The 12,692-nt window shown below is 43.8% G+C and carries 15 protein-coding genes; 3 read left to right on the plus strand and 12 right to left on the minus strand.

From position 1 onward, the window contains the following. Positions 1–109: 109 nt before the first annotated feature. Entirely contained in the window at positions 110–1,270 is a 1,161-nt protein-coding gene (locus tag AC50YG_RS07205) for a leucine-rich repeat domain-containing protein (RefSeq protein ID WP_494825788.1), read from the minus strand. 279 nt (positions 1,271–1,549) lie between these two features. Here AC50YG_RS07205 and AC50YG_RS07210 point away from each other — a divergent pair, with 279 nt between their 5' ends. Both AC50YG_RS07210 and AC50YG_RS07215 read left to right on the plus strand, forming a co-directional pair. Beyond that, positions 1,550–1,945 (plus strand): hypothetical protein, encoded by a 396-nt coding sequence (locus AC50YG_RS07210; protein WP_473759027.1) that lies wholly within the window; start codon positions 1,550–1,552, stop codon positions 1,943–1,945. A gap of 43 nt (positions 1,946–1,988) precedes the next feature. After that, a complete protein-coding gene (locus tag AC50YG_RS07215) occupies positions 1,989–2,384 on the plus strand; it encodes a hypothetical protein (RefSeq protein ID WP_473759028.1) in 396 nt (131 codons plus the stop codon). A 137-nt stretch (positions 2,385–2,521) separates the two neighbouring features. Here the strand turns inward: AC50YG_RS07215 and AC50YG_RS07220 are convergent, their stop codons facing one another. Genes AC50YG_RS07220 through lpdA form a run of 4 tightly spaced genes read right to left on the minus strand, consistent with a single transcriptional unit; the run spans position 2,522 to position 5,972 of the window. Beyond that, positions 2,522–2,722, minus strand: a complete 201-nt coding sequence (locus AC50YG_RS07220; RefSeq protein WP_494825789.1) for a hypothetical protein — start codon at positions 2,720–2,722, stop codon at positions 2,522–2,524. A 21-nt stretch (positions 2,723–2,743) separates the two neighbouring features. Then, on the minus strand, positions 2,744–3,916 hold the full coding sequence (locus AC50YG_RS07225; RefSeq protein ID WP_494825791.1) for an ABC transporter permease: 1,173 nt from the start codon (positions 3,914–3,916) through the stop codon (positions 2,744–2,746). After that, positions 3,900–4,532: a biotin/lipoyl-containing protein gene (locus AC50YG_RS07230; RefSeq protein WP_494825793.1), complete on the minus strand. Its 633-nt coding sequence runs from the start codon at positions 4,530–4,532 to the stop codon at positions 3,900–3,902. Before AC50YG_RS07230 ends, AC50YG_RS07225 begins: the two co-directional genes overlap by 17 nt. 51 nt (positions 4,533–4,583) lie before the next feature. Continuing rightward, a complete protein-coding gene (lpdA, locus tag AC50YG_RS07235; RefSeq protein ID WP_494825794.1) occupies positions 4,584–5,972 on the minus strand; it encodes a dihydrolipoyl dehydrogenase in 1,389 nt (462 codons plus the stop codon). Positions 5,973–6,181: 209 nt separating this feature from the next. On the opposite strand from lpdA, the gene AC50YG_RS07240 reads away from it, so the two are divergent. Next, positions 6,182–6,748, plus strand: coding sequence for a TetR/AcrR family transcriptional regulator (locus AC50YG_RS07240; RefSeq protein ID WP_494825796.1), 567 nt, complete (start codon positions 6,182–6,184; stop codon positions 6,746–6,748). 209 nt (positions 6,749–6,957) lie between these two features. Here AC50YG_RS07240 and AC50YG_RS07245 read toward each other — a convergent pair whose 3' ends face one another. The 7 genes from AC50YG_RS07245 to AC50YG_RS07275 form a co-directional block, all read right to left on the minus strand. Beyond that, positions 6,958–7,875: a formylglycine-generating enzyme family protein gene (locus AC50YG_RS07245; protein WP_494825798.1), complete on the minus strand. Its 918-nt coding sequence runs from the start codon at positions 7,873–7,875 to the stop codon at positions 6,958–6,960. 193 nt (positions 7,876–8,068) lie between these two features. Next, the gene (locus tag AC50YG_RS07250; RefSeq protein WP_473759041.1) at positions 8,069–8,710 is read right to left on the minus strand and encodes an endo-1,4-beta-xylanase XynA; all 642 of its coding nucleotides are present in this window, start codon (positions 8,708–8,710) and stop codon (positions 8,069–8,071) included. Between the two features lie 337 nt (positions 8,711–9,047). After that, positions 9,048–9,761 (minus strand): DUF7832 domain-containing protein, encoded by a 714-nt coding sequence (locus AC50YG_RS07255; RefSeq protein ID WP_494825799.1) that lies wholly within the window; start codon positions 9,759–9,761, stop codon positions 9,048–9,050. Between the two features lie 149 nt (positions 9,762–9,910). Then, entirely contained in the window at positions 9,911–10,315 is a 405-nt protein-coding gene (locus AC50YG_RS07260) for a DUF3224 domain-containing protein (RefSeq protein WP_494825800.1), read from the minus strand. 4 nt (positions 10,316–10,319) lie between these two features. Beyond that, entirely contained in the window at positions 10,320–10,946 is a 627-nt protein-coding gene (locus AC50YG_RS07265; protein WP_494825801.1) for a type 1 glutamine amidotransferase family protein, read from the minus strand. Between the two features lie 117 nt (positions 10,947–11,063). Next, entirely contained in the window at positions 11,064–12,026 is a 963-nt protein-coding gene (locus AC50YG_RS07270) for a helix-turn-helix transcriptional regulator (RefSeq protein ID WP_494825802.1), read from the minus strand. A 308-nt stretch (positions 12,027–12,334) separates the two neighbouring features. Continuing rightward, on the minus strand, positions 12,335–12,565 hold the full coding sequence (locus tag AC50YG_RS07275; RefSeq protein ID WP_494826355.1) for a GyrI-like domain-containing protein: 231 nt from the start codon (positions 12,563–12,565) through the stop codon (positions 12,335–12,337). Positions 12,566–12,692: the final 127 nt, after the last annotated feature.

Here is a 12,692-nt window from a genome sequence, read left to right on the forward strand (position 1 = left end):
TAATCTGAAAATCTCATGAATAGGCAAAATAAAGACGCTCTAGGCTGAGGTCCCGGAGCGTCTGGTTTGGTTTCAGTATGGAATTTAAATTGAATACCGAATATAGTCATTAATACGTTTCATAAATAAGCTCGCTGTCCATTTCAAGCTTATGATTAAAAGCCGCGTAAATGTATAGCTGCCCCGCTGGACTGTCGCCAGCATCGTAGCCTAATCGAAAAGTGCGGTCTCCGAAAAACTCCAACCCAGCCAAAACGAGCTCGTTTACATCCTCATCAGGATGTATGCTGTTAATCAGAGTCAGCGCGCTTTCGCATAGCTCGTCAAAGTGCTCCCACATTTTTTTTATAATAGGCGACAGCCGTTTCATATCAGCTTTGGTCGCGACAGCCACACTTGCGGCAAGCTCTTTTTCCCTATATTGAAGCGTGGTGGAGTAGGATGAAAGAGAGACATCGTATACAAAGGTTCCGACCCCTTTGATCGTATGATTAGGCTCGACAATGAGATTGCTCGAATAATCTACCTGCGCAAGCTTTGGATTATGGCTTATGTCCAGCTTAGAAATTTTATTTTCTGAGCAATAAAGCTCTTCTAAAAACACATTATGGCTGATGTCCAGGCCTTTAATATGATTATTGAAGCATCTTAAGCTTTGCAGGGCTGAATTGCGCGTTACGTCCAATTCCGTAAGATGATTGTTGTTGCAGCGAATTTCAAGCAGGCTCAAACATTCCTTTACGTTCAAGGCTATTAAATAATTGTTTCCGCAATCCAGACGGGAAAGCTGTTTATTTTGATCCAAATTTAAATTAAATAGGGCATTGTAGCCGCAGTTGAATTGCTCTAAATTCGTGTTGTGTTCCACTTGCAATTCCGCAAGGATGTTCCAATAGCAGTCCAGCTTGACGAGCATGGCGTTGTGACTGACATCCAGCTTCTGAATTCGGTTGAACCCGCAATCCAGTGCTTCCAGCTTCCTATTGTTCGTCAAATTCAAGGCATGAATCTCGTTTTTGTTGCAGTTAAGCTTTTTCAGGTTTATATTGCGGCTTGTATCTAGCTCCATCAGGTTATTATACGAGCAATCCAGCTCTTCAAGTGACGTAAAATGTTCAATGCCTTTCAAACTTGAATATTTTTGGCTTGCTAGCTGCAACGATACGATTTGTTCCACATCGCTCGTCTGAATCCATTCGCGATTTTCACAATAATTTTCTAAAATATATGTTTTGAATCGTTCATCTCTAAAATCTTCTGTAATATTCATAGCGCTCCTCCTTGGGGCAAGTCCCTAATGAATGTAGACAAACTAAATTTATCATAGCATAAATTTGGATATTTTCATTCCTATCACTCGACAAAACTCGTCATTTGCTCCTTCTTCTCTACCATTTACAACTGTATTTCAATAAGATATATTGAAATGGTTAGAAATGTTAGCGCTAACATTTAGTGAGAAGGGAATGATGCGGCCTGTTTCGAAAGGCTTTTAGTTTGTATTTAGTTTAGCTTTATAAAAATCCATTTTTGAGAGGACGGACTATTTATGAAAAAATTAAGCGCAAAATTATTCGTACTTGTTTTGGCAATGTCTCTTATGTTCAGCATGACGGCATCGGCCAGTGCTCATACAGTAACCTATGGAATTACCTATTCCGATACGCTCACAGCTGGGCAAACCTCCGCCTATTTTCTTTCTAATGCTAAAACGACTGGTACAACCGTTAAGGTTACGGCAAGTGCGGCAAATACCATTCAACTGCATTACTACTGGACCTACAACAATACAACATTGGACCTTGGCACATACGTCGTAAACAGCACAAATTACACTGGCGGTGCGGCCTACTACAGCCCTGGCACTTTGACTACACTAGTAGAGCGTGTTCCAGGATCGACGACTCCTTTACCTTCCGTATCTTACTCCATTACTTTCAGTTAATCGCATAAGTTAACAATCCATTTTTTGAGAGGACGGATCATTTATGAAAAAAAGAAGCGCAAAATTATTCGTACTTGTTTTGGCCATGTCTCTTATGTTCAGCATGACGGCATCGGCCAACCCTACTATTGTAGCCTATGGAATTACCAATTCCTATACGCTCACAGCTGGTCAAAGCTATACCTACATTCTCCCTAATGCTAAAACGTCTGGTTCAAGCGTTAAGGTAACGGCAACGGCAGCAAATGCCATTCAACTGCATTACTACTGGAGCTACAACAATACAATACAGGATCTTGGCACATCCATCGTTAACAGCACAAATTACAATGGCGGCTCGGGCTACTACAGCCCTGGCACTCTGATTACAGTAGTAGAGCGCGTTCCAGGATCGACGACTGCTTTTCCTTCCGTTTATTACTCCATTACTTTCAATTAATAGGATCGGACATCGAATAACCACTCCCACTGATCCAAATCAGCGGTAGTGGTTATTTTTCATAGTGCTTGAAGTTGCTGGCTCAACCTTCCACTGCGCGTATAACGCCACATTTTCCACGCCTAAATTCATAACCGTTAAATACCACAGTAAAGAATCTTATATTCTTCTGCTTCGACCTGTTTCGCGAACTCAATCAACTTACTTAGCGTATCAAGAAGCTCTATTTTGCTAAATGACCATTTATCGTAATAGCCGGATTGTTTCGGGTCTTCATCGTCTGTCCATGTATACCAGCCAGTCAATTCAATTTCATCAGGTGCTTGAGAAAATAGCAAGAGCCATGCTTCCCTATTTAATTAACTACTGCTTGGCAGAACACCCGGATTAACAATCGGTTCCCGGCTGGAATCAGCCTTCCCAACCTCCCTTAGTACTAATAATCCAATTAATAAGGACACCCCTCCAATAATGATGAGCAGAGCCCCCAATTCCTGACTGTAGGCAGTTAGCGTCCCCTCGCGAAAAGCCATCCCGCGAATGAGACGGTTAAGCCAGTTCATAGGCAAGGCCCATGCAAAAATTTGAAAAGGCTCTGGAAACGCAAGCGGAGTCAGTTGGATTCCCGTAGCAAGAAACGATGGGTACAATACGAAGCTCGTTCGTAAGTTGACTTTGGATAGGTCTTTGGCAGAATAGCCGATCAGCATTCCCATAAGGGACAAGGCAAAGGTATAAACAAGCAATGGGATGATAAAAACATAGGGCTCCGCTTCAAACCGCATTGCACCTACCTGCTTTAATAATCCATAGCACAGGAGCAGCGAAAGGGAGCTCAGAACAGCGTAAGGCACACTACGTATCCATAGCTGAAGTGGCGAATTTTCGTGGGTAAATAGCTTCCCCTCCTGACGCAGACGAGGTACAATCGAGCCCGCTGCGCTTGTTGTAATCATCAAAACCACAATATTCACAAAGCCAAGCACCATAAAGCCGACATAACTTGTGGTCGGATTAAACAGCATCCGCTGCTGAAGGGACAACGGTGAAACAAGCCCTTTGGATGCTTCGGCATCTATCCCTTTTTCAAGCAGACGGGTCATGGAAAGGGTCGTATTTTCCGTTACGATAACCTCCTGAATCGCGGTCCGAATGCCTGTCAGTCCCGAGGGCATCGTGTTATCCATTAAAATGCCAATATTCGTTGATAATCCCTGCTGTTGACGTTGCTCCAACTGCTTCGGAAGCATAATAACCGCTACAGCCTGCTCATTTGCTAGCAATGTTTCTGAGGCCATACGGCTGGAATATACGCTTGTGACATTCATGTAAGGGGAAGCATTTATTTTGGAAATTAGCTCCCGGGAATACGAGCTGTGATCCTCATCAATGACAACAACAGGTGATTCGCTAATTTGGTTCTGCGAGAACATCAATCCAAAAAAGATGGCCGCGATAATCGGTCCGATAAAGATCAAGCGAGCATACTTGCTGGCGGCCACATGCTTCCACTCGTCAATCAGCGAATTCATCAAGTCTCACCTCCGCTGTCATGCCAGGAAGCAAATCCGCATTCGATTCCATAGAGATTCGAACAAGGAACATGCTTAAATCGGCTTGCCCTCTCTCACGTGTCATACGTAGGTTGGCAAATTGAGGGGCGGCTGCAATCGAAGTCACAACACCATCAATCTGAACCTCACGAGCCAAATATGGAAAATGAACATCAACCCTTTTATTCACCTCAAGCTTGTCTATTTCACTTTCCTGAATGTAGAAGTCCGTATAGAAGGTTTTCTTTTGCAAAATCGCAATCGGCATTCCTTGCGCCAGCTGTTCCCCCGGCTTTACAGTAATTTTGTTAATCACTCCGTCATCCGGCGCCAGTACATCCATTTCCCCTTCGTCAGCTGATTTAACCTTAAGGAGCACATCTCCCTGTTTCACAGAGTCGCCTGCAGCCGCACTAATCTTTACAATCGTCCCTGGACTCTTCTGATATAAGAGGGTCGTTTGCTCTGCCTCAAGCACACCTTGCTTCCTGCTCTCCGCCTGACTGACAGCATCCTTTCCTTTCATAGCAAGAAGTACACCTCCAGCGATTAGCACAATCGCAATCCCCATATAAAAACCTGCTTTTATCTTCATTGTTCTATCTCTCCCATTTCCATTCTCTATATGCTGTTAAATCTGCTGTTCTTATTTACTTTTCAACATCATTTTTCTGACCGCGTTTTCAGCAGCCTCCATAATGACTTCTCCCAATGTAGGATGGGGATGAATCGTCATCGCCAAGTCTTCTACGGTTGCCCCCATCTCAATTGCAAGGGCAAGCTCCGATATGAGTGTGGATGCCTCCACTCCAACGATTTGTGCACCCATCACGATTCCTGAAATTGGGTCTGCGACAATTTTGACGAAGCCTTCGGTTTCCCTCAATGCCAATGCTCTTCCGTTAATTGCGAATGAGGCTTTCCCGATAACAATCGGGACGGCACTTGCCTTTGCTTCCGTTTCACTTAAGCCAACGCTCACCAGCTCTGGACTTGAAAAAACGACGAGCGGAATCGCTTTATAATCTACCTCGGAGGCATGGCCTGCAATAGCTTCGGCCGCAACTTTGGCTTCATAGGACGCCTTGTGAGCAAGCGCCGGACCAGCTGTAATATCTCCAATTGCAAAAATATGCGGAATAGCTGTTCTGCACTGTGTGTCCGTCTCGATTAGTCCCCTGCTCGATACTTTCAAGCCGATGCGTGCAAGCCCTAACTCGCCGTCTGTATTTGGTTTTCTTCCTACAGTGACTAATGCATATTCGGCCGTAACCTGATGCTGCTCCCCATTTTTAGAATAATGAAGCGTAATGGCATCCGAATGCTGGACCATTTTCCCGGCTGCTGCACCAGTTACAATATCTATCCCATCAGCCCTCAGCTGCTTGACAACAGGAGCTGCTAGCTCCGCCTCGAATCCCGGCAGCACTTGTTCTCCTCCCTCCAGAATCGTCACCTTGGTGCCAAATTTGGCATACATCTGCCCCAGCTCAATACCGATATATCCACCGCCGATGACCACTAGGCTAGCAGGAACCTCTGGGAGGGAAAGAGCCTCTGTGGAAGACAGCATACGCCCGCCGAACGGAAAGGCTTGCAGCTCAATCGGGCGAGATCCTGTTGCCAATATGGCGTATTTGAAGGATATGGTTTGCTCCTGTCCCATTTGTTTGATAATAACAGTATGCTCATCAACCAAACGGGCCTCTCCTTCCAAAATGCTTACACCAGCAGTCTTCAATAAATAATGAACACCGCCCGCCTGCTTATTCACAATTCCCTGCTTGAAAAGCTGAGCATCCTTAAATGACGCTGCCGCATCTGCAGCATAGAACTGTTGGAGCAAATGATAACGATGCGACTCTGCAATCAATGCTTTGGATGGAATGCAGCCAACATGCGTACATACTCCGCCAAGCTGACTGCGTTCGACAATAGCCGTCTTCATACCCAGTTGTGAAGAACGCAGCGCGGCGACATAGCCTCCCGGACCTGATCCAATGACCAACGTTTCTACAGATTCAAGCTTACTCATATCGTAATACCTCCTGTTGAAATCATCCCTCTAAATATGATGAACATAATATATTATAACCATCATATTTTAAAAGCGTCAACAGCCGTGTTTAGCCTTTCTTGAGCTAACCGTTAGCAGATCGCTAAATTGACAGGCTTAATTATGACGATTATAATATTTTGAAAGATGGAATAATAAAGTTAATAAAGAAGGTAAGGGGGTTTCCAGTGCCGTATCCCAAAGGCCATAAGCTTAAAGTACGGAATAAAATCGTTGAAAGTGCTGCCCAGGCTTTTCGCACCAATGGTATCCACGATGTAAGTGTGCCGTTCATTATGAAGGGGGCCGGATTGACCCATGGAGGGTTTTATTCGCATTTTGACAATAAAGAACAGCTGGTCGCCGAAGCCTGCCAGTATGCCACCAGCGATACGATCGCACTCCTGCAGAATATTGCTGATCAGGAGCTTCAAAATCCTAAAATCAATAAAGTCATTGATTATTATTTAAGTCCGTATCATCGTGACAAAACGGAGATGGGCTGTATTCTTCCTGCCCTTTCCAGTGAAATATCCCGTTCTTCTGAAGAGGTTCGGCAAGTATTCACCCATGAACTAGAGCGGATGATTGCTTTTATCTCCAACCTGGCAGAAATTGACCTATCCAAAGGCAGCGCCCTGCTCAGCACCATGGTCGGCTCTCTTGTACTTGCAAGGTCTGTTCATGATCTCAAACTGAGTGACAGCCTTCTATTAGCAGGCAAACAGTATGCTAAAGCTCTGGTTATGACCTAGGCGATTGAATGCAAAAAAACATGCGATTTATGAAGGGCGCTAAAGAACTGGCGTGCCTATCATCACTAGAGGCTAATGGCGTAGCAAAAGGGCACCTGACTCGTATTTCCACGAGCTGGTGCCCTTATTTAGAGCCTCTTCCCTGAGTTCCTCATCAGAAAGACCCGAGAATGCCGCCACATCATTCCCGTGTCTGTTCCCGTTCCCGTTTACTCGGCGCGGCTCACACGAAAGCCTTGATCCGGGCCAAAGCCGCTCGCCTCGAACTTGCCCCTATAAGATATCTCGTTGTTCCTGATGTCGCCAATCCAGCCGCCACCCTTTACAACCCTTAAAGAACCACTATCGCTATCCAAATCTCCGTCTTCATACCAGTTCCAACACCATTCCCTTACATTGCCTGACATATCGTAAAGTCCTAGCTCATTAGGCTTCTGGACACCGACAGTTTTTGTTTTATTTTTGTTGCTTTCTATCATAGTCCAGTTCCATTCTCCTGATAATGGTTTGTCTCCAGCGTTTTTCCAATACCAGGCTACTTCATCTACATTATTGCTTCCGCTGTAGGTGTAGCTATTACTCGCCTGACCTCCGCCTGCAGCGTATTCCCACTCCGCTTCCGTCGGCAATCGATAACCATTCGCTCCCTCATTGATCGTTACGGTCCATTTTAGAGTGTCGTGCTCACTCTTATTACTCGGGTCTTTTTTATTTTTGTCTATCTCGTAATACGGCTTCAGGCCCTCTTTTATACTTCGTTTATTACAGTATTCAACAACATCATACCAGCTAACCATTTCTACTGGTAAATCGTCGCCCTTGAATCCGGAGGGGTTGCTTCCCATAACCTCAACCCACTCTTTTTGAGTTATCTCATATTTGTCGATATAAAAGCTTGATATAGTTGCACTTTCCCCATAAAAGTTGGACTTTGTATTCACAAAGGCCCCACCTTTTACAAAGACAAGGCTATCATTATTTTTATTATTTTCGGTCTTTTCCGTCTTTTCGGTCTTCTCGATCTTCTCGGTCTTTATTGCCTTTTCGGTCTTCTCAGGCATTTGTTGTGAGCAAGCGGTAACAACCAATATGATTACTGGTAAAAGGAAAATAAATCGTTTTCTCATTCATATTTCTCCTTTAAGCGAATAGAAAAAGGATGCAGGCAGCTATCTTTTATTGAAAAATATAAGGCCGCCGGCTGTGAGGCCGGCAGGCCTTAGCGAGCCTTATTCATCATTAAATAACTTTCTCATTATTCCGAAAACGGACTAGCGCCCGTCTGCTACCCTACTTGCAGTTGGCCTGTTACCACAACTCTTACCACACCGTTACGTTGGAGCTGCCGCTGCTTTGATACCCCTCTGTCGCAAACACCTGGTAAGTCCAGCTGCTGCCCAGATTCATTCCTTTACTTTTCCATGCATTAACGTGGTTGCTGAACGTGATCGCGGAGTTGACCCCAGTTGCCCTTTTCGACTGGCGGACACTCCAATACTGAGGGAACGTTTGTGTGCCGTCAATGGATGGCGCGTTGTATCTCATAGTCGTATAAATGTCATATGTGCCTCCATCGCTGGATACGGTTCCTTTAAACGTTCCGGTAGGACGATACGTGCCCCAGCTGTCAACGACGTAATATTCAATAAGTGAGTTTCTTGTCCATCCGTAAAAAGTCAAATATCCATTGCCAGACGGCGCCCAAAGACCGGCATTGTAGTTAACTACCCGGTTTGGCGATCCGAAATTCCAGCCCTTACCAACAACAAAATTCCCGACATTTGACCATGTCACACTATAATTGCCGCCGGACCCATTGACAGCATTTACTGTTCCGCCGCCATCGGTCCAATTTTGCCAATAATCTGTCGCTGCACTTGAGGTTGCTGAGAACATGCCCAAACTCATTGAAGCTGCAAGGCATACCGTCAAAATTTTCTTATTAAGCTTTAATTTAAACATAAAAATACCTCCTAATTTTTTGTCGTTATCTGCCTACCTATATAGTGTGGTTTCTTCTCATTGCCGCACAACACTTATCCTGTGTCATGTCTCACCATCATCTTACTATCACCTCCTTCTTTAGGTAAATTATAACAAGTAAGCGCATACATTAATACATTGTAAATTATAGGTTTTTCATGATGCATCCTCATCCTGATGTCCATTGCCTTGCTCTTCTCAGTCGTCATGGCAATATGCGTTTGGATACAAAAAAAAAGGAGCCGGCACTTTCATGCCCTCCTTTTGCATCCTTATCTTCATGAGATTCTCAGTTGCTCCAGCTCGATAAACGATTCTAAGTTTCCGATTTTTCATTACGTTTCCAGTCCTGATAACGCTGTTCAATCACTGGCTCGATAATGCGATAGCTTTCAATTGAATCTTGTACATGGTAGATGGTCGGCAAACCGTCTGCTAATATATTCGTGAAATCAACAGCCGTATAGATGTCGTTTTGGATATTGAGATATTCACGAGCAAACGCATCTGCCTCATCCGACAATTCGTTTGAGCTTAGCACCCCATCCCAGTTTTTACGATAAAATTGAGCGCCGGTCATTTCGTCTTTTTTGACCAGCTCAATTTCCGCTGCATCCTCTTTGCGGCTTCGTTTGCTGAGTAGATCATTTTTAATCACCCATGCTATGAACATGCCTGACGGAACATATGCTTGGAGGCGATCCAGCTCTTGCGGAAAATCGCCTTCGTAGTGCCACTTCGCTTTGTCGTAGACGTATTTTTCTTTTTCCGCGATCTGAAATAAGATATCTCGCTGTTCTTCCACAAAACCTTTATTTTTCAGTTCATCAGCCAGCTGCTGCAACCGATTGATCGCTTCCTGCTTAACGGCATACGGCTCGTATGTCGGATTCATCGTCTTCTTCTCGGGATATAGTCGGCCTTTAATAACATTAAGGATACAAACCTCTGTTCCTTCCGTAATCACTAAATGCCGATAGTCTTTAAACCTTTTTCCCTGTTTGGTCAATACCAGCTCTATCTTGCTCATTCTATCACCTCGCCATATTGCGAAAAATTTTCCTGCTTGCAAATACTCAACCTTATTTACTCTACTTATATTAATATTAGCAAATGGATCAGTCTATAAATATAGAGAAAAGAACCTCCTATTCAGGAAGTTCCCCGTCTGTAAACATGCTATTTCATTAATTTGAAATCTAATACCAATTCACTCGTGTGACCGAGAAAATGATAGTTATAGCTTCCGATTAATTTTCCCAGCTCTCCTGTACCGTTTATAATTTGAGCGGGGCTATCAAGAGTACCGTTATCAAACATGCCGTTTTCACAAGCTGTAAAAGTTCCATATTTCCCATCGTAGTGACCTTCAAAGTGTAGGAAGCCCGCAATTTTGGATTTGGCCTTTTCAGCATCTTCAATATCACTATCTAAGTAATACAGCAAGTATTCTACAGTTGCTTTCCCTTCCAAAACACCTTTAATTTCATATTCCACTTTTGCAGTATTAATGGGGAAGTTGCTAAGATTATTTTCAATGGGCTGTTCCTCCCACTTTGTCACAGTAAAAATGGCTGTATCCATATCATCACTCAATGGCATTCATTAATTCATAGAAATATTTGGATTCCTGCGTCTTATTTAGACTATACCAGGCATTTAATGTTTCTGATGAAAACACATCTAACGCTTTCAAGACGTGTACAGTAAATTCCAACGGAGCTATACCCGATGCAGTAATCAGTTTTCCATCCGTTACAGCTGGCTCCATTTTGTAATATTTTTCTCCCGTATAAGTGGGACAGACCATTTTAAGGTATTCCAGATCATTGCTTGTATGCTGGCGCGAGTTTAGCAATCCGGTCTGGGCAAGTCCGATTGTAGCCCCACAAATCGCTGCCACTAATGTCCCTTCCTTTAAACACCTTTCCGCCGTTTCTAAAATGGGTTGGTGAATGGCTTCCGTCCATGTATCTCCACCGGGTAAAATCAATGCATCTGTGCTTTCGATGCTGCACTCATCCAGTCTGATGTCCGGTAGTATTTTTAATCCGCCCATTGTCGTTACAGGCGTCTTTTCATTGCCCACGGTAACGATTTTGGCTGGGGCCAGCCCTTTTTTAAAATATCTTCCCGAGTTCAGCTCGGCAGTTAAGTAGCCGATTTCCCAGTCTGACATCGTGTCAAACACATAAAGATATACCGTATTCGTCATTTGCAAGCTCCCCTTATTTTACAAGTCATCAAAGAATACCAACCATCCTTGCATCGGCCATCCATGATTATCTTCATTATAAAATAGCTTCACTGACATCTACTGTCAGTGAAGCTATTAACCCCGATAATATTCCATTAACTCCGATGCAACAGCAACTAATTTTTCCTTCAAGCTCCGCGGTTCGATGACTTGAATAGATTTCGCATAGGGAAGTAGAAAATAAGGAACATGTGTAAGCATAGAGGCTTCCTCAAGTAAAAAAACTACTTGATTGGCTGTCCGCTCTTTCAGATAATGCCCCAAAAACCAATGCAAGCATAAGTCATCCAATGCCTCTGATCTGCCTTCGATCATTAAAGAAATTAACCCAGCCTTGCCCGCTAAATCAGGCAATAGATTTCGCATAAAAAATTCACGGGCCGAAAAAGCTTCAGGACGCTTAAAGAGCCTTGGAGTCCGCTTGATTTGTACAATCCGTTCTACCCGAAAACTTCGGATCTCCTTCCTTAGGTGGCAAAATCCAACCGTATACCATTTATTGTTCCAGTTAACCATGCCATAGGGGTCGATCACCCTGTTCTTGGGTTGTTCTTCATGGCTTGTGCGGTAATCCATTTCTACAGAAAATTCGTTTGCTACAGCCTGCTCCAATTCCGCCAATACTGGCTGAACAGAAGGGTAGCCACTGCGGTTTATCACTTCAAAACCAGCTAAATGACGGCTAAGCACATTTTCCTGCTCCTGATTTGAATACATTTTTAATTTGGATGTGGCACTGTCTAATGCCTCACTCAAAGGGTATCCGGCCTCTTTTGCAAAAGCAGCAGCGTGAAGGAGTGCCTTCTTCTCTTCCATATCAAATAGCAGAGGGGATCTGATAAAATGATTCAGCAAGCGATACCCACCATTATGGCCTGTGTCGGAGATAATTGGCACCCCACTGGCACATAGTGCATCGATATACCGATAAACAGTCCTTATATTTATTTCTAGCTTTTCAGCTATTTGTTTTGCAGTCATTTTCACGCCCGAATTCAGCATCCAGAGAATGGCCAGCATATTATCGTTTTTTGGCATAACAGGTACCCTCAGCTTCTATATAATCCTCAATATAGTTTTACTATGCACCATCTCAGGATATTATTGTATTGTCGTTACCTTCATTATACTGAGAAAATGCTTTTTGTCCTATTAATCTGATGGTAATGTCCCGAAAATTTACAACCAAAATCACTATCATTGCGAGGGAACTTAATCAACCTTCTTCGCTTTACCATATGTTTGTGATACGGTTCTCCGCTCTGCCTCTAACGGCAAGTTTTAGGGCCATCCTTTGTGGGATGGCCCTTTCGCTTTGTTCAACTATCGTATCCTTAGGAAAATCGTTACTTTTTCTTTACTGGTATCCAGATCTCACCCTGTGTATGCCCTGGCATTCCATAATACATTTCGAATTGAGGGCCCTCAACCTGTTCGTATCCAGATATTGGAAACCACTCTGTATATATTCGTTCCCATAGTTTTTGCAAATCACATTGCGGCTCCGGGAAAATAGCCCATGTTAAAGCTGGGACAGAAAGCTTTGTACATCTCTCCGGAATGACTAACAAGACCATAAACGCCGAACATCTCAAAAGCCCCTTTTTGTTCAATCCGGTAATTCATCTCGACATCTCCCTTTATTGAGATATGAAAGGACATTCGAGGATAGGCTTTTAAGGAAACGCCTTTATCGCGCGCAGA

Source organism: Paenibacillus sp. J31R34 (assembly GCF_059383715.1).

Coding starts and splice junctions, on each gene's coding strand:
- AC50YG_RS07205 (WP_494825788.1), bottom strand. CDS start 1,270: ATGAATATTACAGAAGATTTTAGAGATGAACGATTCAAAACATATATT.
- AC50YG_RS07210 (WP_473759027.1), top strand. CDS start 1,550: ATGAAAAAATTAAGCGCAAAATTATTCGTACTTGTTTTGGCAATGTCT.
- AC50YG_RS07215 (WP_473759028.1), top strand. CDS start 1,989: ATGAAAAAAAGAAGCGCAAAATTATTCGTACTTGTTTTGGCCATGTCT.
- AC50YG_RS07225 (WP_494825791.1), bottom strand. CDS start 3,916: ATGAATTCGCTGATTGACGAGTGGAAGCATGTGGCCGCCAGCAAGTAT.
- AC50YG_RS07230 (WP_494825793.1), bottom strand. CDS start 4,532: ATGAAGATAAAAGCAGGTTTTTATATGGGGATTGCGATTGTGCTAATC.
- lpdA (WP_494825794.1), bottom strand. CDS start 5,972: ATGAGTAAGCTTGAATCTGTAGAAACGTTGGTCATTGGATCAGGTCCG.
- AC50YG_RS07245 (WP_494825798.1), bottom strand. CDS start 7,875: ATGAGAAAACGATTTATTTTCCTTTTACCAGTAATCATATTGGTTGTT.
- AC50YG_RS07250 (WP_473759041.1), bottom strand. CDS start 8,710: ATGTTTAAATTAAAGCTTAATAAGAAAATTTTGACGGTATGCCTTGCA.
- AC50YG_RS07255 (WP_494825799.1), bottom strand. CDS start 9,761: ATGAGCAAGATAGAGCTGGTATTGACCAAACAGGGAAAAAGGTTTAAA.
- AC50YG_RS07260 (WP_494825800.1), bottom strand. CDS start 10,315: ATGGATACAGCCATTTTTACTGTGACAAAGTGGGAGGAACAGCCCATT.
- AC50YG_RS07265 (WP_494825801.1), bottom strand. CDS start 10,946: ATGACGAATACGGTATATCTTTATGTGTTTGACACGATGTCAGACTGG.
- AC50YG_RS07270 (WP_494825802.1), bottom strand. CDS start 12,026: ATGCCAAAAAACGATAATATGCTGGCCATTCTCTGGATGCTGAATTCG.
- AC50YG_RS07275 (WP_494826355.1), bottom strand. CDS start 12,565: ATGGTCTTGTTAGTCATTCCGGAGAGATGTACAAAGCTTTCTGTCCCA.